Source organism: Streptomyces sp. NEAU-sy36 (assembly GCF_013423905.1).
Taxonomy (GTDB): Bacteria; Actinomycetota; Actinomycetes; order Streptomycetales; family Streptomycetaceae; genus Streptomyces; species Streptomyces misionensis.
On sequence record NZ_CP058978.1, the window covers coordinates 1 to 17319 of the forward strand.

The window sequence follows — 17319 nt, forward strand, 5'->3', positions numbered from 1 at the left end:
GGCGCTTCGCGCCTTTCGGGGCCTTTCTCGCGGCATTTAACGAGGGGAAGTACATTTGATATCCAGAAAACCTCGCGCTTCGCGCTTCGGCAAATTCGCCCAGTTTTCAGATATCGAAATGAGGGGGATTCAGAGCCTCTTCCCTTTGCGCTTTAAGGCGACACTTAATGCACGGATTGGGCCACACATAGTCTTCTTCGAGTTCCCCACCGCAGTGCGGACATTTCCCGCAGTACGGATCTCCACACTCTTCTCCGCAGTTATCGCAGAGGTTTTCATCTTCCATTTCCAGACCCTTCTACGTGGCCTTTTCCGGTGATTCTGGACGATATCAAGAAGGCTCCAGGAACGCAAATAGGCCCCCTCATAGAGGGGGCCTACCGTGTTTTCGCAGGTCAGACAGCGTCGTCCTGCTCGGTGTCTTCCTGGTTTTCCACGCGCCGTTCGAGGCCGCGCTGCTCGTAGAAGGTGATGAGCTGGGCCAGGGTGAACTTCTCGGCGCCGTCGATCTCGATTCCGACCGGGAATCCGGTGGTTTCGCGGCGCCGCTTGTGCTGGCGGATCAGGCCCGCTTCGATGTCGTAGCCGCGGGACTGCATCTCGCGGGCGATCTCGGCGATGGTCAGGAGCGTGGGGGCCGCCAGGGGGTCCTCAGGGCCCTCGGCGCCGGCCTGCCCGGGGATGAGCCTGAGCCTGTCACGCTGGCCTGTCACGCCGGGTGTCACGCTCCCCTGGTGTGTGACACCGTGACCTGCGGTTTCGTCGCTCAGACCCCCCTCTGAGGCCCCGATCGGGCCGTGGGCGTCGGTGTCGCGTGACAGGCCCTCCACGCGGCCCTGGAGGAGCTTGGGGACGCCCCTGGGGCTCACGGCCGGCGGCTCGCTGTAGAGGCCGCGGTCGCTCCAGCCGTGGCGCTCGCGCAGCTCCCTGTAGAGCTTGTTGTAGAGCTCCTTGGCCTCGTCTTCCGAGGCGGGCCGCTTTTCCTTCTCGCCCTCCTCGTTCTCGTCGTCAATGAAGAGGTAGGGAGTCTGGTAGGAGAAAGGCACTCCGTCGGCCACGGTGACCATAAGGCCGGGCTTTTTCACGGGCGGCGGCATGACGCTCTTGGGCATTCCGGTAATGCGCTCCCACTGGTGCGGGTCGTAGCTACCGAGCACCTTGAACGGGAAAAGGGGACGGAGAGACTGGCCGCTGAATTCGTTGTCCTTGAAGTCCTGGAACACGGCGAGCAGGTGGACATTGGCCGCGCGGCCGAAGCGGAGAATTCGGCCCACGGCCTCTTCCCAGATCGGGTCTGCGGCCGGGTCCTTGTCGTCGCCCTTCTTCACTCGGACCTTGTTCCATACGTTCCGGAGAATTCCGGCGAGTTCGTTGGACTCTTCCAGGAACACATACAGCGGGTCGAATTCGGTAGCGGTGCCCTGCTCGATTTCGTAGAAGCGGGCCATGACGACGTCGGCCACCCAGTAAATGGCGCGGCGCATGTCGAGACCGTTTTCCGGGTCCTTGTAGAGGAAGACGCCGGGGATGCCTTCGAGGGGCGCGAGGCTGATGAGCTTCGGGTCTACGCCGAGGATGGTGCCGCGCTTCATGAGCATCTGGACGGCGAGCCACTGGAGGGTGGTGGACTTACCGCCGCCCGAGCCGACGGAGTAGGCCCAGTGGGATACCTCGCCCGCCATGCGCCGGATTACCAGCTCGTTGTGTTCGTCCGCGCCGAGGAGGAATTCGTCCGGCGCGAGGGCGGCCAGGGCCTCCTGGACGCGCGGCTCCTCGATGTCCACGGACTTCGGCGGGGCGGGCTTGGGCGCCGGCGGCTTGGGCGGCGGCTTGTGGGTGTAGACGGCGGTGGCGTGCTCGCCGGTGAAGGTGAAGCGGCCGACCCACTCCCCCGGCAGACGGCTGTTGATCAGGGCGGTGACGTTGTCCTTGTCCATCTGGGAGCCGCGGAACGTCCAGGGGAGCCGGACGACGATCCGGGCGTCGTCGGCGGCCAGGCGCGCGGGCAGGCTCAGCCAGTGCTCCCAGGGCTCGTCCTCGGGCAGGTTGAGGTCGGCGCGGAGGATCGTCCAGATCTTCGGGCCGTAGACGACGTCGTCGCCGGGCGGCTTGGGCCGGAAGCGGTAGGCGGCGACCAGGACGACGGCCAGGGCGAGGACCAGGACCACGAGGGTGAAGCCGCGCCAGGCCGGGACCGCGAGGCCCACCAGGACGGCGGTGAGCGCGAGGCGGGTCAGGCCGCGGGCGGCGTACGGCCAGCAGTGCCAGCCGCGCAGGGTGCGGGCGATGGTGGCCACGACGGGCGCCACGGCGGCGTAGACGGCCCGCAGGAACCGCCAGACGGCCCGCAGGACGCGCCAGATGCGCCCGGCCGTGCGAGCGGTCCAGAGCGCTGCACGGACGGCCCTGTCCAGGGCCTGGGCGCCCCGGCCGCTGTAGGTGGTCAGCCAGGTGGCGGCCTTGCGGGCCCACGGGCTGGGCTGGCGGCGCGGGGTCTTGACTAGGGAGACCTTGGGCGGGGCGACGGCGATGGAGGCCATGGAGACGGCGGGGGCCTTCTGCATGGGCGTGGTCGGGGTGCCGGCGCGGAAGAAGGTGGCGGTCGAGCGGGGTCCGCCCCGGAGCTCCCGGCCGCTGTAGAAGCGGACGACGAAGCGGACGGCGCCGACCAGGCCGCCGATGGCGTGGATGAGGTTGCGGACAGATCCCTTGGGGCCGGGGGTGTCCGTGCTCGTGGTCTTCTTTCTGGCGGCGGCGGCCAGGATGACGACCACGAGCACGACCAGGCCCCCGCCGCCGACGGTCGGGGGTGAGGTTGGAGCGCCCGCGAGGGCGGTCATGCTGTTCATTGGTTCCCCTTGTGCTGGGGGCCTGCCGCCCGGCAGGTGGTCTCTGGCAGGAGTGGGCCTGCCGGGCGGTGTTCCCTACGGATCTTGCTGGTCGGGTCTGACAGTGGGCGGGTCAGAGGTACTGGCCGTACTGGCCGGTGGGCTGGTCGTCCGTCTTCTCGTCCGCGAGGGCGGTGCGGGCGGCGCGGAAGCTGCGGCTGACGGTGGCCTTGAAGCGGGGGTCGTCCGCCTCGCGGCCGTGGCGGGTGGCCAGGGCCTCGGTGATGACCCGGACGTCTTCCACGCCGTCCCTGACCATGTCGCGGACGTCGGCCGCGAGGCTCTTGGCGCGCTTGCTCTGGGCTCGGACGAGCGAGAGAGCCGGGCGGACGTTCTTGGCCTCTTCCTGCTGGTCAGAGGCGTGGTCGGCCGGACGTCCGTTCGCATCCGCGTGGATGGTGGACTCGTGGGTTCGCGGGCTCGTGGCGTCATCAGCGGACGCGGGAAGGATGGCGGGGGCCGTGAGGGCGGATGCCGGGGCGAGGGCGGGCGCCGTGGCGGACAGGCCGGGGGTGAACATCCGCTCCAGGGCGATGTCGGCGCTCTTGCCGATCCGGTCACGCTGGACACCCATCAGGTCGTCCGCCAGGGACGGGTCACCGACGCCGACCTTCCGGGCCAGCTTCCAGGACGTCTTCACCGCCTTCTTGCGGGTCTTCTCGTCGGGGTGTCCGGCGGCGACGGCCTGGTGGTAGGCCAGGTCCTTCAGGACGGCGGCGGCGCGGGCCTGGGCCTCGACGTCGCGGCCGACCTGGTGGATGACGACGCGGCGGGTCAGGAAGGCCAGGCCCTCGGCGGCCGCGGTGATGGCCATCGGGGTGATGGCGTAGACGATGGTCTGCCCGAGGCCCTTGGCGGCGGTGGCGCCCATCGTGGCGGCGGCCATGGGCAGGAGCCAGAGGCCGGCGCGGACGACGCGGGGTGCGGCCTGGCCGAGGGCGGTGGTGATGAGCAGGATCATCGCCATGACGGCGGTGGCGCCCTCACCGGCCGCGAGGGCGCCGAGGGCGGTCCCCTTGCCGTAGACGTGGGAGAGGTTGGTGTAGGTGCCGATGCCGCCCATCACGCCGACCGCGAGGATCGGGACGATCGTGCCGATGAGCAGGGAGCGCTGGACCTTCGTGAGTTCGCGGAGCTGGGTGGTCTCCATCGTGGTGCCTTCCTCGGTGTGTGGTGACGTCGCGGCGTAGTGGGCTCGCGACGTCACGAAGCTTTGGTGACCAGTCACTTCTTGGGCTGGCGGGGCGTCTCGCGCAGACTCTTGATGGCGGCGGCGACGCCGATCACACCGATACCGATCCCGATGCCGCTGTAGGCCAGGCCCTGGCCCATCGCCATCAGTGCCGGCTCCGCGACGACCAGGAGCACGGTCGCGGGGGTGCACAGGATCAGCAGGCCGACGGCCGCGATCAGCGCGTTGCGGAGCCAGGCCGGGATCGGCTGGGACGGCATCTGCACGACCACCGGGGGCTGGGCGGTCTGGGGGATGTAGACCGGCTGACCCTGCGGGGTGTAGGCGACGGCCATCCCGGGCGGGACCGCGGGGAGCGGGGTCGGCTGGTACGACTCGATCTCGGAGTGGGTCATGGCTCAGCGCTCCACGTGGTTCTGGGCCGTGCGGGCCTCGGTGGTCTCGGGCGTGGAGGAGGGGTAGGCGCGCCCCAGCCTCTCGGTCTCGGCCGCCTGGTACGCGGCCTCAGCGGCGACGGCCTCGGCCTCGGCGCGCGCGATGCTGGCACGGATCATGTCGTTCATCAGGTGTGGTCCTTTCAGGCCGCGAGGGCCTGGCCGTCGGCGCACCCCGGGCAGCAGCCGAGGGACGTCGGGATGACATAGGGGTGGATGACCCGGCAGACGGGGCAGGTGCGGCGGGCGCGCAGCATGGCGGCGACCGCGCGGCACCGGCCCGGCGTCATGGGCCGGACGGGGGCGGCCAGGTCGATGCGGTAGAGGTAGGCGGCGCGGATCGGGCGGACCCGGGTGAGCGGGTCGCGCCGGCCGTGCCAGAGGATCTGGGCCGCGACGTCCTGGCCGTTGGGGCGCAGGCCCTGGGCGCGGAGCTGGCGGCGGGTGGCCAGGCCCTCGGGGGCGAGGCGGCGCGGGTAGGTCGGGATGCCGTACTCGGCTCCGGTCGGGTCGTAGAACTTCACGTCGTTCACCTCCTCCTGGGCTGGTCAGTCGGGTGCGGTGGTGTCGTGGCGTCGTGACGGCACGACACCACCACGGGGAGCAGAGAGGTCACAGATCCGGGGGAGCGGAGCTGCGGACGGCCGGTAGATCCGGGAGGACCAGGGCCAGGCCGACCGCCATCACGCCGAGGGCGGCGATGGCCAGGAGCACCAGGCCCGAGACGAGCGGCATGCCGCTGTGTCCGACGATCCCGGCGAGGCCGGCGGCCACCAGGAGCGCACCGATCCGCGGGGCGCGGGCGAGGACGTACAGGACGGGCAGCACCATCAGGGTCCGCACTAGAACCACCGCCGCCACTGGCCCGGGACGATCATGTCGCCGTGGCCGTTGCGCATGTGGTCCACGCACTCCGGGCAGTCCTCGCGCGGGCCGAGGTGCGCGTGCGCCTCCTTCGAGGCGTAGGCGTGGAACCAGCACTGGCGGCACTCGCCCGGCGGCGGGTTCAGCGCGGTCTCGCTCGCCATCACCACCACCTCGACTCAGACTTCTCGGCGACCTTGTCGGCGGCGGCCTGGGCGATGGCCTGCTGGCGGGCCGCTCGCGCGGCCGACAGCTCGGCCGTCAGCCGCTGCTGGGCCTCCTCAAACAGCTTGTCGATCGCACGGTCCGCACCCGCGGGGGACTTGCCCCGCGTCACCTGGTAGCCGCCACGGGCGACATGGGCGGCGAACCGCGCCTTCTCCCCCGCGTTCAGGAAGGTCGTCTCCCCGTTGCCGAGGGAGCGCAGCTTCGTCTCCGTGTCGCTGATGATGCGGTCCAGCTTGCGCGTGTTCGCCATGGGGGGTCAGCCCTTCCTCGGGTAGGTGTGGCCGGCGGGCGGGTAGACGTCGAGCTGGGCGTCGCACAGCAGACCCGCGACAACGACGTCCTCGAACGCCTCGTGCAGCTCGGTCTCGGGCTCGCCCTCGAAGGCCCGGTCAGCGGCGTCCAGCAGACTGCCGGTGCGGAAGTTGTCGTCGTACGAGGACTCGTGGGAGCCGGGACGGAAGAGGGTCACGTCAGCCCCTCTTCGGGTAGGTGTGGCCGGCGGGCGGCTCGGTGGACACGTTGGCGTGCAGGGCGTGTGCGACGGTCTCCTCAAACTCCTTGCGGAGCGGGCTGACCGGCGTGCCGTGCGGCTCCAGGGAGGCCCCGAGCGCGGCGGCCAGCTCGTGCGTGCGGCGGTAGTCGTCCTTGGCGGTCTCGCGGCGGAACTTCACTTCTGACCTCCTTGCGACTGCTGGGCGCGGATGGCCTCGGCCTGCTGCCTCGCGGCCTCGGCGGCGGCGGCGGCCTGCTGGGCCTGCTGGAGGTGGTAGTCGGCGGCGGGCTCGCTCGCGGGGACGTTCGTCATGCCGCCACCGCCGACCGCAGCGCGGAGAGGACTCGCTGGTAGCGGCTGCACGCGGCGCCGCAGGTCCGGCCGTAGGAGCGGCCGATGGCCTCCCAGGTCTCGCCCTGCATCCGGAGGCGGACGACCGAGCGGTCCTGCTCGGGGAGCGCGTCCAGGGCGGCGAGCAGCTCGGCGACCTCGGTGGCCGGCGCGGGCGGCTCGGCGAGGGCGACGTCCTCGGCGGAGGCCGCGGCCGGGAGGACGCGGGAGGAGATCTCCTCCGTCCAGTCCTCGGGCCGCTCGTAGCGGGTGTAGTAGTCGGCCGCCGCGTTCCGGGCGATCGTGCGGAGCCAGATGTACGCGGCGTAGTCGGTGCCCTCGAAGGTGGGCAGGGAGCGGGCGGCGCGGGTCCAGGCCTCGGCGGCGACGTCCTGGGCGGCGTCGGCGTCGCGGGTCAGGGTCCGGGTGTAGCTCAAAAGCCGGGTGCTGTAGAGGCGGAACAGCCGGTCCAACCGGGCCGCTAACGCCGCGGAGAGGGGCTGGTCGATACGATCCATGGAGGATCGCTCCCTTCTGTGTGGCAGTCGGGGTGGTCTAGGCCCTGGCCAGGTGGTTGGACACCAGGCCAGGGCCGCACTTCGTTTCAGGGCACAGCGGTGCTGTGCGCTTTCCGGCTGTGTCCTTCGCGGAAGTGCCACGACCAATAAGACTCCGCTGTTCCGGAACTGTCAACTGTTCCGGAACAGCGGTATGGTGGTGGCGACCGAACACCACCCGCGACGAGCAGAAGGAGTCACCCATGCCCACAAAGGCGCCTAAATGGCGCGAGCTGGCCGACGAGATCGCGCGACAGATCACGACAGGCGAGTACAGCCCCGGTGACCTCCTGCCTCAGGTGCGGGAGATGGTCGGGCAAGGCAAGGGATCGACTACGACCGTGCACCGGGCCTACCAGGCGCTGGAGGCCGAGGGTCTCGTACGCAGCTCCCGGGGACACGGCACCCGAGTCTTGGACGCTGGCGAAGCCCCCGCGGCCCTCGTCACCGGGGCCGCTCGTCTCGAACGACTACGACGGACCGGTCGTCCCCTCGCCCCACGCGAGACGTACATCAACTCGCAGTCCGTCTTGCGGTCCTGCGCTGACCCTGAGATCGCCAACCTGTTGGGCGTCGAGCTGTACGACGAGATCGTCCTGCGCTCACGGACTTTCGTTCACGACGCCAAGCCGATGGTCCTGGCCCTCAACGTCATCCACATGCGGGCCCTGATCCCACTTCCCGAGCTCCTGGACGCGAGCCCCATGCCGAAGTTCCGACATGACCTGTACACAGAGCGGACCGGCAAGACGATCACAGCCGGACCGGAGAAGAGCTGCGCGCGCCTGGCCTCCGACAACGAGCTGGAAGAGTTCGGCATCGACGTGCCTCCGAACGTTCCGGTGCCCGTCCTCGTGCTGCGCACGGTCTATAGCGATGACGACGGCCCGCTGGAGGTGTGGGAGGACATCCTCCGCCCCGGTATGTGGCACGGCGGCGACTAGCCGGTCAAACCCAACAGTCGGGGTCCTTCTCCCGGCGTAGGCTTCACCGAAGCAAAAAAAGATCGTTAAACGCCGAAAGCCCCGGTATCCGGGTCTCTTCGAGGGGGCGAAGCCTCGGAGAGGTCGAAGTCCGGAAAACGGGGCGATCGGTGGACGTCCAGTCGTGGTCCACCTGCGAGTGTAAGGCAGGGGGGTAGGGATTTCTCTACCCTCCCATCTGTTGATCACTCCGCCGGTGGGCCGGAAAGGCAAACGTGACCCACCAGACCCAGCAGACGCAGGAGTCTGCCGAGGTTCCCTCCCAGGGAGGTGGCGGGACCGTCCGGTCGCTGGACCGGGGCGGGCGCCCGCCCGAGACGGAGCCGATCCCGGGCATGAAGCCGGGATGGCTGTTCCGCAGGTCGGACCGGGTGATTCTTCACCGCGCGGGCCAGCAGTCGCCCGCGCTGCCCATCGGCACGGTGCCGAAGGTACTCGGGAAGATCACCTACCGGGACAACGACCGTCGGCACACGAAGATCGCGTATCTGATCGAGACGGAGGAAGGCCCCCGGATCGTCCAGGCTCACCAGATCCTGGACGGCACCTGGGCCGACGTCGTCGGCCGCGACCGGCCCGTCAGTCGTGACGAGTGCCAGGCGTACGCCAAGGTCATGTCGGTGGACGTGCGCGAGGCACCCGAGATGCCGTCCATCCCGGTGAAGACCAAGGACGGCGGCCTGGTGCTGCCCGGCGCGGACTCGCAGGATCTGGGCTACATGCGCACGGGCGATCCCGACGAAGCCGCGGCGCTCGCGGCCTGGCGCCGGATCGTGGACATGGCGATGACCGCCCCGCGTACCGCCCTGGTGCTGGGCTCCCCCCTGTCCACGGTGCTGTGCTCCTCGTTCCAGTCGGTGCACACGCACGTCCAGGTGCTGTACGGCTCCGGGCAGATGGGCAAGTCCAGCCTCCAGAAGGTGCAGGCCGCAGTCCTGGGCAGCCCGGACCCGGCCTACAAGCTGTTCGGGTCGCTGAACAGCACCGCGCACGCGCTGCCCGAGCTGCTGATCCAGGCCCGCTACATGCCTCTCATGCGCGAGGAGCTGTCCTCGGGCGGCATGTCGCTCAAGGAGATCCAGAACCTGGTCTCGCGCGTCCTGGGTGGCGCCCGCCGTGACCGGCTGGACCAGTCCGGCGCGATGCGCTCCAGCGTCGGCACCTTCCACTCCATGGTCAGCTTCTCCTCGAACGAGTCCCTGCTGGCGCCCGGCCAGCCGGAGTCCTTCGCTTCCCGTGTGATCCAGCTGCACGAGCCGTTCTTCGGCTCCGCCGAGGCCTCCGATGAAGCGGTGGCGCTGTCCGCGCAGTACCACGGCTGGCCGCTGGTCTGGGCGGAGCGGGCCGGGATGTACGGGGCTGAGCGCGTGAAGGAGTGGCGGGAGCTGCACCGGCAGATCACTGGTCGGCTGACCACGGCGACCGCCGGTATCCCGCTTACCCTGGCGCGCATCCTGGCGGCCTGGGTGGTCGGCTCGTACATGCTGGGGGAGCTGCTCGGGCTCCCCCAGCTCGGGGAGCACGCCTTCGAGGAGGCCCGCGTGGAGCTGCCGCGTGTGGTCGACGAGTCCGCCGAGAACAACGTCTCCCCCGGCCAGCAGGTCTGGCAGATCGTGGCCGGCGCCATCGCCATGCACCCGGCGATGTGGCTCACCGAGCACCAGCTGGTCGGAGGCATCCGCAAGGACGACCAGGACGACGAGGACGACGCCGCCCCGGCCATGGCGGGGGAGACGGAGTTCAAGCCGCGCGACGTCCTCGGCTACTGGTACAAGAACCGCAAGACCGGCGTGACCGAGCTGCACGTGTACGGCGAGGCCCTGAAGCGCATGGGGCTGGAGGCCGGGGTGCTGCTACCGCCCGGCCTGGGGGAGCTGAAGCGGCGAGGCATCCTGCGGGTGACCCAGCCGCGGGGCTTCAAGTCCAAGCCGCCGACCCGGCGCCTGCGGACCCTGGTGCAGGACATGGTCTACATCCTGGACGCGAACGCCGCGTGGGAGGCGTGGGAGCCGACCGGCACCAGCGTGGTGCACGAGGTGGCGCCCGCGCCGGCCGAGGACTCGCCCATCGTGCGGGCGGAGCAGGCCGCCATCGAGCGGGCACAGGCCCTCGCTGCTGCGGGAGCTCCCGCAGCACCGGTCCCGGCTGACGGGCTCGCGGACTCGCGGACTCATGACGCCACCACGGAGGCGATTGGGCAGGTCACGGCTGTGGTGCCGCCCAAGCCCACCACGGCGCCGTTCGTGCCCTACCCCAAGCCGGTGCCCGCCGTGACCGACCAGGAGTGGGCCGACCTCGCCTCGAAGGCGCGCAACTGGCGGACCCGTGACGCACTGCGGATCGGCGTCCTCGGCGCCGACGGTCTGCACCTGCCGAACTGCGAGCCCATCAAGGGCGTGCGCCGTCCGGCGTCCGTGGACGACGTCCCCGAGCTGATGGCCGCCTACAACCTCAAGACGCTCTACCTGGCCAACGACATGCTCGACGTCCTGGAACTGCCCGCGTTCGACCCGCGCAAGAAGGGCGGACCGCAGGCGCCGGCCGCGTGCGAGTGGGGCACCCCCGGCGAGCACATCGCCAGGATGCGACCCGAGTCCGGGGTGTCCTGCTGGATGACCCTCACGACCCCGGGCGGGGAGCGGCTGAACCTGGCGATCCCGGCCTACGAGTCCCGCTTCGACAAGCTGGGCCTGCCCGGCCGCGGCGGGTTCGGCGGCGCGGAGTCGGCGGCCGTGATGCTGGACGCCCTCATGGTCTACCTGCTGTCCACCCGGCACGGACCGGCCGACCAGCCCAAGGTGATCCCCTACTACCTCAGCCCGAACAAGACCGCCGAGGACTTCGCGGGCGGCCTGGACCGCGACGACGTCATCTCGCCCATGGTCCGGGCGATGGCCAAGAAGGACGACCACGAGGGCGACGGACCCCAGCGGTTCCAGCGCTGGTCCGGCCCGCTCGCGGAGCCGATGGGCGCCCGCACGATGGTCTCCCCGCAGTGGGCCCGGGTCCCGGACCTGGCCGAGGAGCGGGATGCCTGGCTGCACAAGTTCGACCGGGTCGCGGCCTGGCTGCCCGCCTACAACTCCGCCGTCCTCGGCATCGGTGACCCGACCCACCACGAGCAGGGCCGCGAGTACGACCCGCTGAAAGCCGGCATGTGGCGGGTGGCCAGCGTGCCGCCCGTGCGCGGCGGCATCTGGGACGCGCTGCCCACCCTCGTCTTCACCGAGGCCAAGGCGGGCGGGTACTGGCTGTTCAACCCGGACATGGACCTGCTGCTGGAGTGCTTCCCCCAGTGGGTGCCCGAGGTGCTGGAAGCCTGGGTCTGGGAGGACTCCAAGCGGGCCCTGACCGGCATGTACAAGAAGCTGCTCAACATGCGCCGCTACGTGCTGCGCTGCCAGGAGGAGGGCCGCCCCGGCGCCCGCTGGGTCAAGGGCATCCACGGACGGCTCTACCAGAGCTTCCGCGGCTACCTCGGGCGCAACGACCCGCGCTACGACCACGAAAGCGGCGACGTCTACGAGCGGGACATCTACTGGCGGCCCGACTGGGCCAAGGCCATCATGGCGCTCGCCAACGCCAACACCTTCCGCGCACTGCACAAGTACGCCACCGAGGAGAGCCGCTACCCGCTGTCCCTGTACGTCGACGCCGTCACGTACACCAGCGAGCACGCCGACCCCGAGCAGGCCAAGCCCCAGGCCATGCGCCTGGGCACCTCCAGCGGCACCTGGTCGTCCGAGGGCGTCATCCCGATGGCCGCCGTGGCCGACCGGCTCAAGACCGCCGACGACCCTGAAGGCGACAACGCGCACACCGTGATGCGCGAGTACCTGGCCGAGCAGAAGAAGAGGGAGGGCTGATCTCCATGGCGAAGTGGTGGCCGTTCGGCCGCAAGGGCAAGGAAGAGCAGCCCTCCCCGACTCCCCCGCCGGCACCGACTCCGCCGCCCGCACCCGAGGCTCCCGCACCCGAGACCCCGGCAGCGAAGGCGGAGAAGAAGCCCGGCCTGCTGGGCCGCCTGTTCGGACGGAAGAAGAAGGAAGAGGCCCCGGCCGAGGTTCCGCCCGAGGCACCTCCCGCTCCCCCCGCGCCTCCCGCTCCACCGGCTCCCCCCGCGCCGCCGACCCCGGCCGAACCACCCGAGGAGGGCGGAGAGGAAGGTGCCGAGGAAGCCGAGAAGGAACCCGAACGGGTCTTCCCCGGCTCCGTCACCGCCCGAGTGGACGGCACCTGGGTGATCTCCGAAAGCATGTGGCACGGCGTCGTCTACGGGACACTGCACGGCGCGAACGCCAAGGCGTTCATCCTGGCCATCGAGAAAGGCCGCGAGAAGCAGGCCATCGGCCTGCTGGTCCGCGCCTACGACGACCAGGACATGGGCTTCGCCCGGTACCTCGACCTGGACCGGTCCTCATGGGGGAGCATCGACTTCTGATGAAAGAGCCCGGAGTGAAGAGCAGCACCGAGGAGGCCGCCGAGGCCCTGGTCGCCGTCCGTCTCGACCAGGAACACGCACTGGTCTACTGCGAGGACGCCACCGGCTGGGGGTTCTGCCTCACCTGTGGCAACACCGCCTGCATCGAGTGCCGGCGCCGCCACGCCAACCGACACCCCTGGTGTGACGACTGCGAGATCGTCTGACCGAGCAGGGCCCGCGCCATCGGTGCGGGCCCTTTCTCATGACGTCATGCAGCTCGACCCGCTCACGAGGAGCGCTCCAGGTAAGTAGTCGGCGTCCGGGCTGGCCACCTCGGCACCCCTTGTCCACCAGGTCAGAGCACGTATCCCGCACTCCGTCAGCGCGAACCCGGCGCGACCTAGGACGCGACCTAGGGTGTGACCCAGGGTGCGACCCAGGACGCGACCCAGGACGCGACCCAGGGTGCGACTCACATGTGTGGCGTCACGGCGTCATGACGTCACAAGGCGACGATGATTCACGGCAGTCCGCGCACAGTCCGAACGGGATCTCACGCCGCAGCATCCGCATCCGTTCGGACTGGTCGTACCGGCCCGGCCCACACCCGGTGCACTGCCAGGGATGGTCCCGGTCGCAGCTCCCGCCCTCGACGCACAGACACCAGACCGGCACGTACTGACTCCGCATGTCTCCCATGCCTAGCAAACTCGCACACGCACCGAGAGGACACGACCCAGAGGCGCGAGTTTCCGTCGCGCGGGCGTCCTGTCGCTGACGTCGTGACGCCATGAGCCCGTGGCGGCGTCACAGGTCCCTTGATCAGGCTCTACGCTGCCGCCCATGGACATCTTCTCGATGACGAACCAGAAGGGTGGCGTGGGCAAGACTGCCAACACCATCAACCTGGGGGCCGCCCTGGCGGAAGCCGGGCGGCGCACCCTGCTGGTCGACTGGGACCCGCAGGGCCACCTCACCGAAGCCCTCGGCGTACCCGAGTCGCCGGACGGCCGCACCATGAAGGGCTGGGTGCTGGGGGAGTGGAAGGGCGACCCTCACCAGCTCCCGGTGCCCTACCGTGAGCGGCTGCACGTACTGCCCACCGCCCTGGACATGTTCCTGCTGGACAAGGGGCTGTACGCGGCCAACGCCCGGGAGATGCGCCTCGCCCGGCTCCTGGAGGAGTTCGAGGACGAGTACGACGCGTGCGTCATCGACGCCCCGCCGTCCCTCGGCATCGGCACCGAGTGCGCGCTGATGGCCGCCCGGCGCCGGCCGGGACGGCGCGGCGGGCTGATCGTGCCCGTAGAGGCCGAGGACTCCAGCATCCGCGCCCTGCGTCTGCTCCTACGCCAGGTCGTCGTCCTGTCCGACCTGATGCGCGAGACGATCGACATCATCGGCATCGTGCCGTCCCGGTACGACCTCCGCGACGGCGAGATGGTCACCAGCATGCTGGAGGCCTTCCGCGGCATGGGCGACCCGCCCGTCATCGCAGAGATCAAGAAGCGCACCGACATCCGCAAGGCCTGGCGTGCGAAGGTGCCCGTCCTGGAGTACGACGCCAAGTGCGAGGCGTCCCAGTGGTACCGGGACCTGGCCAAGGTGGTGCTGGCCGCGTGAGCGCAGCACGGCAGAGCCCTCCGCCGCCCGACCTCGGCAGCCTCGGTGGCGACTTCGAGCGCCTGCGCAAGCTGCGCGAAGAACGGGAGCAGGAGCAGCGCCAGGACCCGGAGTCGAAAACCGCTCCGGGCGGCGGGACCGAGGACCAGGAAGAGCGTCCCGCCCGTCGCTCGCCCCGTCCGGGACGGAGCCGCGGTGGCCGGCGCCCGCCACCGGCCGCCGCCGACGCGGTCCCCACGACCGTGCGGTTCGACCCGGAAGAGGCGGCCGAAGTCGACTTCTTCGTCCTGGAGCTCCGGGACGACGCCGGGCGCCGGACCCTGGACAAGGCCGAGGTGATCCGCGAGGCGCTGCGACTCGCACGCGAGCACGAGCCCACCCGCAAGGCGCTGCTCAGGCGGCTCCGGTGAGCCTGCCCAGGTAGCAGCAAGGTCCCTGTGTCAGGGCCGTATCGCGCAAGCGATGCGGCCCTGACCTGTTTCTATCCACTGGTTGTGACGTCATGAGGCCATGAGCTCACGATGTCACGAAACCCTTGCGCAATGCGCAAGGGGTGTGCCATGCTCTTCCCGTACCCACCGCACAGAGCAACCAGAAGGGAACACAACGTGATCACCGCTATCGTCGCAGTCCTCGGCACCCTCGCCGGCGCCCTCCTCACCGGCCTCTTACAGCACCGCACCGCCCGCGCCGAGCGCGAGGCCGCCACCGCCGAGACCCGCCGCGCCGAGGCCCTCGCCGCCGTCACCGAGCTGGTCTCCCGCCTCGCCGACCACCGCCGGGCGATGTGGGTCCGCGAGGACCTGCGCCTGCGGGGCGAGGACTGGTCCGCCGCCCGCGCCGAGTCCCACTCCACCCGCTCCGCCATCACCGCCCCGCTCCTGCGCGTGCAGATGCTCCTCCCCTCCATCGCCCCCGCCGCCCAGGCCGCCGCCCAGGCCGCCTACGACATCCGCGGCGCCGTCGCCCGAGACGTCCTCGACAACCGCCGCGACATCGCCATCACCGCGTCCGACCGCCTCACCACCGCCGCCGCCACCGCCCTCAACGCCTGACACCTCGGAAGGACCGCACACCATGTCCGTCACCGTCACCAAGACCGCCGGCCACACCGCCCAAATCACCTGGGAACCGGGCGACGACCCCCACGGCTACCTGGCCGTCTCCATCGAGGGCGACCAGCTCGCCTCTGCCCTCGCCGCCCTCGGCTCACCCAAGAACCTCGCGGAGGACGGGGAGTCGCTCGCCGTGATGGTCCGCCACACCACCGAGCTGGCCCGACTCCTGGAGCGGCGCGCCGCCGTCCTGGTCGTACAGCTCCGCGACGAGCACGGGATGTCCTGGCCGCAGATCGCCTCCCGCGTCCTCGGCGACCCGGACAAGCACAGCAGCGCCCGGCGGATGTACGACAGCGGGCGCCGGCACCTCGGCGTCTGACCCCCACCCCCCGCACCACCACGAGACAGGAGACCAGTCATGGCGACGGACAACAGCCGCGAAGCATGGGTCCAGGCGCAGGCGGACGCGCTCTACGCCGACCTCTGCGCCAAGGAGACGGCACAGGCCGCCACCGAGCGGGACACCACCACCGTCCAGGGCGACCGCCACGGCATCACCGGCGGCACCCACCACGGCAACCAGTACTTCCACTACGACCACTGACAGACACCGGGGCGGCCGTCCACTGCCAGGCGCACGGCCGCCCCTCCACCCCAGACCCGCTCAACGAGACCAGGGAGCATCCATCATGCCCGAGACCGCCAGCGTCTTCGCCGCCGTGTTCGTCGCCCTGTACATCGCCCACTCGGTGGGAGATCACTGGGTCCAGTCCTCCTGCCAGGCCGCCACCAAGGGGCAGCCCGGCTGGACCGGCCGCCTCGCGTGTGGCCGGCACGTCCTCGGCCTCACCCTGACCAAGGCCGCGGCCCTGGTCCCGGTCCTGCTCGTCCTCCACCTGCCGGTGACCGCGCTGGGCCTGGCCCTCGGCCTCGGCCTGGACGCCGCCTCGCACTACTGGGCCGACCGCCGCACCACGCTGGCCCGCCTCGCCGCCCGGTGCGGGAAGAGCGAGTTCTACAGCCTCGGGACCCCGGCCCACGGCTCGCACCCGGTGACCGCCGAGGGCACGTACGCGCCGACCCTCGGCACCGGGGCCTACGCCCTGGACCAGTCCTGGCACATCCTCTGGCTCGGCGTCGCCGCCCTGCTCATCGCCGCGATCTGACCACCACACCCCACCCAACACGAAAGGCAGGCACACAATGTTCAGCAAGAAGGCCCCCTGCGAAGTGAACGCCTGCAAGCACAAGGCCACCGGCACCGAGATCGTCAGCGCCACTGGGACCCCTTTGCTCACCGCTGTCAGCACGTGCGGCGTCCACGCTCAGGAGATCCAGTCGGGCCAGAAGGTCCGAGTGCTCATCGACGGCCAGCACTACGACGCCCGCCAAGCATGACCACGGCCCTACTCCTCGCCGCGATCTGACCACCACACACGAAAGGCAGGACACATGGCCACCTTCAACTTCGGCGGACAGTCGGTCGACTCCAGCGACACGGAGGCCCTGGCCAAGGCCGCGCAGGAGGCGGGCGTCACCTTCGGCGGCTCCATCGTCCTCGGCAACGCCTACGGCGTCTCCGGGGGCGAGCACCAGGGCGACGTTCACGGAACCGAGCAGCAGGACTGACCACAGAGCCAAGCAACACCCACTCACCTCCAGCGACCGCCGCCCCTCTCCTGAATTCCCCGCCCTCCCTCTCGGGACGGCGGGGAATTCCTTTTGCCTTCACCGCTCCCCTCAGAACCACGGACCGTGACCGACGAACAGCCTCCAGCCGTGCCACACCCCCCGTGCCACGCATGTGCCACACATCGATGTGTGGCACATCCCCGATGTGCCACACATGTATGGCACGCTTCATATAGGGTCTGACCTGCGGAAACGTCAAATGTGCCACACGTGCCATACGTGCCATACACTCCAGAGCCCAAGTTCAGGTTCGGACCCTACTATGTGACTATCCGTAGCCACCGATACGCCCGATATAGGCATGTATGTACCCGCCAGAGAAAAGCGGAATTCTACCCCCGCCTCAAAGGCGAGAAGCCTCGAAGGGAAATTCCAATTCCTGCGGAATTAGCGCCTATTCAAAATTGGATTACTCTCAATTCGGCGGGGATCAGGCTTTCGGATTAGGAATCCAATGGAGCGCTTCGCGCTATCCATTCGACCTGCGGTCGAATCCTCGAATTTCGCTGCGCTGCATTCGAGGAGGAAAGGAATTCGCGGCGCGAATTCCGCCC

24 protein-coding genes are annotated in these 17319 nt (G+C 69.8%); 12 read left to right on the forward strand and 12 right to left on the reverse strand.

The window, feature by feature from the left end; all coding sequences use genetic code 11:
- Positions 1 to 395: 395 nt before the first annotated feature.
- The 12 genes from HZZ00_RS37200 to HZZ00_RS37255 form a co-directional block, all read right to left on the reverse strand.
- Positions 396 to 2849 carry a hypothetical protein gene (locus tag HZZ00_RS37200; RefSeq protein ID WP_180333866.1) on the reverse strand — a complete coding sequence of 818 codons (2454 nt, stop codon included), beginning with the start codon at positions 2847 to 2849 and terminating at the stop codon, positions 396 to 398.
- A gap of 112 nt (positions 2850 to 2961) precedes the next feature.
- Positions 2962 to 4095, reverse strand: a complete 1134-nt coding sequence (locus HZZ00_RS37205; protein WP_180333867.1) for a conjugal transfer protein — start codon at positions 4093 to 4095, stop codon at positions 2962 to 2964.
- Between the two features lie 17 nt (positions 4096 to 4112).
- Positions 4113 to 4475: a hypothetical protein gene (locus tag HZZ00_RS37210; protein ID WP_180333868.1), complete on the reverse strand. Its 363-nt coding sequence runs from the start codon at positions 4473 to 4475 to the stop codon at positions 4113 to 4115.
- 3 nt (positions 4476 to 4478) lie between these two features.
- Positions 4479 to 4643 (reverse strand): hypothetical protein, encoded by a 165-nt coding sequence (locus HZZ00_RS37215; protein WP_180333869.1) that lies wholly within the window; start codon positions 4641 to 4643, stop codon positions 4479 to 4481.
- Positions 4644 to 4657: 14 nt separating this feature from the next.
- Entirely contained in the window at positions 4658 to 5038 is a 381-nt protein-coding gene (locus HZZ00_RS37220; RefSeq protein ID WP_374028577.1) for an RRQRL motif-containing zinc-binding protein, read from the reverse strand.
- An 88-nt stretch (positions 5039 to 5126) separates the two neighbouring features.
- Positions 5127 to 5357, reverse strand: a complete 231-nt coding sequence (locus HZZ00_RS37225) for a hypothetical protein (protein WP_180333871.1) — start codon at positions 5355 to 5357, stop codon at positions 5127 to 5129.
- Entirely contained in the window at positions 5357 to 5542 is a 186-nt protein-coding gene (locus tag HZZ00_RS37230; RefSeq protein ID WP_180333872.1) for a pRL2-8, read from the reverse strand. The genes HZZ00_RS37225 and HZZ00_RS37230 overlap by 1 nt, the downstream gene beginning before the upstream one ends.
- Positions 5542 to 5856 carry a hypothetical protein gene (locus HZZ00_RS37235; protein ID WP_180333873.1) on the reverse strand — a complete coding sequence of 105 codons (315 nt, stop codon included), beginning with the start codon at positions 5854 to 5856 and terminating at the stop codon, positions 5542 to 5544. Before HZZ00_RS37235 ends, HZZ00_RS37230 begins: the two co-directional genes overlap by 1 nt.
- 6 nt (positions 5857 to 5862) lie before the next feature.
- Positions 5863 to 6075 carry a hypothetical protein gene (locus HZZ00_RS37240; RefSeq protein ID WP_180333874.1) on the reverse strand — a complete coding sequence of 71 codons (213 nt, stop codon included), beginning with the start codon at positions 6073 to 6075 and terminating at the stop codon, positions 5863 to 5865.
- Between the two features lies 1 nt (position 6076).
- Positions 6077 to 6277: a hypothetical protein gene (locus tag HZZ00_RS37245; RefSeq protein WP_180333875.1), complete on the reverse strand. Its 201-nt coding sequence runs from the start codon at positions 6275 to 6277 to the stop codon at positions 6077 to 6079.
- The gene (locus HZZ00_RS37250; RefSeq protein WP_180333876.1) at positions 6274 to 6411 is read right to left on the reverse strand and encodes a hypothetical protein; all 138 of its coding nucleotides are present in this window, start codon (positions 6409 to 6411) and stop codon (positions 6274 to 6276) included. The genes HZZ00_RS37245 and HZZ00_RS37250 overlap by 4 nt, the downstream gene beginning before the upstream one ends.
- A complete protein-coding gene (locus HZZ00_RS37255; protein ID WP_180333877.1) occupies positions 6408 to 6947 on the reverse strand; it encodes an RNA polymerase sigma factor in 540 nt (179 codons plus the stop codon). Before HZZ00_RS37255 ends, HZZ00_RS37250 begins: the two co-directional genes overlap by 4 nt.
- A gap of 242 nt (positions 6948 to 7189) precedes the next feature.
- Between HZZ00_RS37255 and HZZ00_RS37260 the strand changes: the two genes are divergently transcribed.
- From HZZ00_RS37260 to HZZ00_RS37315, 12 genes are all read left to right on the forward strand, one after another.
- Complete coding sequence (locus tag HZZ00_RS37260; RefSeq protein WP_180333878.1) at positions 7190 to 7930, forward strand: GntR family transcriptional regulator; 741 nt, start codon at positions 7190 to 7192, stop codon at positions 7928 to 7930.
- A 254-nt stretch (positions 7931 to 8184) separates the two neighbouring features.
- Positions 8185 to 11835, forward strand: a complete 3651-nt coding sequence (locus HZZ00_RS37265) for a DUF927 domain-containing protein (protein ID WP_180333879.1) — start codon at positions 8185 to 8187, stop codon at positions 11833 to 11835.
- 5 nt (positions 11836 to 11840) lie between these two features.
- Positions 11841 to 12410: a hypothetical protein gene (locus tag HZZ00_RS37270; protein WP_180333856.1), complete on the forward strand. Its 570-nt coding sequence runs from the start codon at positions 11841 to 11843 to the stop codon at positions 12408 to 12410.
- 14 nt (positions 12411 to 12424) lie between these two features.
- Positions 12425 to 12616, forward strand: a complete 192-nt coding sequence (locus tag HZZ00_RS37275) for a hypothetical protein (protein WP_180333857.1) — start codon at positions 12425 to 12427, stop codon at positions 12614 to 12616.
- Positions 12617 to 13235: 619 nt separating this feature from the next.
- Positions 13236 to 14015 carry a ParA family protein gene (locus HZZ00_RS37280; protein ID WP_180333858.1) on the forward strand — a complete coding sequence of 260 codons (780 nt, stop codon included), beginning with the start codon at positions 13236 to 13238 and terminating at the stop codon, positions 14013 to 14015.
- Positions 14012 to 14425 carry a hypothetical protein gene (locus HZZ00_RS37285; protein WP_180333859.1) on the forward strand — a complete coding sequence of 138 codons (414 nt, stop codon included), beginning with the start codon at positions 14012 to 14014 and terminating at the stop codon, positions 14423 to 14425. The genes HZZ00_RS37280 and HZZ00_RS37285 overlap by 4 nt, the downstream gene beginning before the upstream one ends.
- Before the next feature lie 198 nt (positions 14426 to 14623).
- Complete coding sequence (locus HZZ00_RS37290) at positions 14624 to 15070, forward strand: protein kilB (RefSeq protein ID WP_180333860.1); 447 nt, start codon at positions 14624 to 14626, stop codon at positions 15068 to 15070.
- 22 nt (positions 15071 to 15092) lie between these two features.
- Positions 15093 to 15452 (forward strand): hypothetical protein, encoded by a 360-nt coding sequence (locus tag HZZ00_RS37295; protein ID WP_180333861.1) that lies wholly within the window; start codon positions 15093 to 15095, stop codon positions 15450 to 15452.
- A gap of 39 nt (positions 15453 to 15491) precedes the next feature.
- The gene (locus HZZ00_RS37300; protein ID WP_180333862.1) at positions 15492 to 15677 is read left to right on the forward strand and encodes a hypothetical protein; all 186 of its coding nucleotides are present in this window, start codon (positions 15492 to 15494) and stop codon (positions 15675 to 15677) included.
- A gap of 85 nt (positions 15678 to 15762) precedes the next feature.
- A complete protein-coding gene (locus HZZ00_RS37305) occupies positions 15763 to 16239 on the forward strand; it encodes a transcriptional regulator (protein ID WP_180333863.1) in 477 nt (158 codons plus the stop codon).
- Between the two features lie 37 nt (positions 16240 to 16276).
- A complete protein-coding gene (locus HZZ00_RS37310) occupies positions 16277 to 16471 on the forward strand; it encodes a hypothetical protein (protein ID WP_180333864.1) in 195 nt (64 codons plus the stop codon).
- Positions 16472 to 16525: 54 nt separating this feature from the next.
- On the forward strand, positions 16526 to 16702 hold the full coding sequence (locus HZZ00_RS37315) for a hypothetical protein (RefSeq protein WP_180333865.1): 177 nt from the start codon (positions 16526 to 16528) through the stop codon (positions 16700 to 16702).
- The last annotated feature ends 617 nt before the right edge of the window (positions 16703 to 17319 follow it).

What these genes read in the sequence shown, in the direction of transcription:
- HZZ00_RS37315 (WP_180333865.1), top strand. Translation starts at nt 16,526, where the DNA reads ATGGCCACCTTCAACTTCGGCGGACAGTCGGTCGACTCCAGCGACACG.
- HZZ00_RS37200 (WP_180333866.1), bottom strand. Translation starts at nt 2,849, where the DNA reads ATGAACAGCATGACCGCCCTCGCGGGCGCTCCAACCTCACCCCCGACC.
- HZZ00_RS37215 (WP_180333869.1), bottom strand. Translation starts at nt 4,643, where the DNA reads ATGAACGACATGATCCGTGCCAGCATCGCGCGCGCCGAGGCCGAGGCC.
- HZZ00_RS37235 (WP_180333873.1), bottom strand. Translation starts at nt 5,856, where the DNA reads ATGGCGAACACGCGCAAGCTGGACCGCATCATCAGCGACACGGAGACG.
- HZZ00_RS37305 (WP_180333863.1), top strand. Translation starts at nt 15,763, where the DNA reads ATGCCCGAGACCGCCAGCGTCTTCGCCGCCGTGTTCGTCGCCCTGTAC.
- HZZ00_RS37280 (WP_180333858.1), top strand. Translation starts at nt 13,236, where the DNA reads ATGGACATCTTCTCGATGACGAACCAGAAGGGTGGCGTGGGCAAGACT.
- HZZ00_RS37270 (WP_180333856.1), top strand. Translation starts at nt 11,841, where the DNA reads ATGGCGAAGTGGTGGCCGTTCGGCCGCAAGGGCAAGGAAGAGCAGCCC.
- HZZ00_RS37260 (WP_180333878.1), top strand. Translation starts at nt 7,190, where the DNA reads ATGCCCACAAAGGCGCCTAAATGGCGCGAGCTGGCCGACGAGATCGCG.
- HZZ00_RS37250 (WP_180333876.1), bottom strand. Translation starts at nt 6,411, where the DNA reads ATGACGAACGTCCCCGCGAGCGAGCCCGCCGCCGACTACCACCTCCAG.
- HZZ00_RS37295 (WP_180333861.1), top strand. Translation starts at nt 15,093, where the DNA reads ATGTCCGTCACCGTCACCAAGACCGCCGGCCACACCGCCCAAATCACC.
- HZZ00_RS37210 (WP_180333868.1), bottom strand. Translation starts at nt 4,475, where the DNA reads ATGACCCACTCCGAGATCGAGTCGTACCAGCCGACCCCGCTCCCCGCG.
- HZZ00_RS37255 (WP_180333877.1), bottom strand. Translation starts at nt 6,947, where the DNA reads ATGGATCGTATCGACCAGCCCCTCTCCGCGGCGTTAGCGGCCCGGTTG.
- HZZ00_RS37310 (WP_180333864.1), top strand. Translation starts at nt 16,277, where the DNA reads ATGTTCAGCAAGAAGGCCCCCTGCGAAGTGAACGCCTGCAAGCACAAG.
- HZZ00_RS37230 (WP_180333872.1), bottom strand. Translation starts at nt 5,542, where the DNA reads ATGGCGAGCGAGACCGCGCTGAACCCGCCGCCGGGCGAGTGCCGCCAG.
- HZZ00_RS37300 (WP_180333862.1), top strand. Translation starts at nt 15,492, where the DNA reads ATGGCGACGGACAACAGCCGCGAAGCATGGGTCCAGGCGCAGGCGGAC.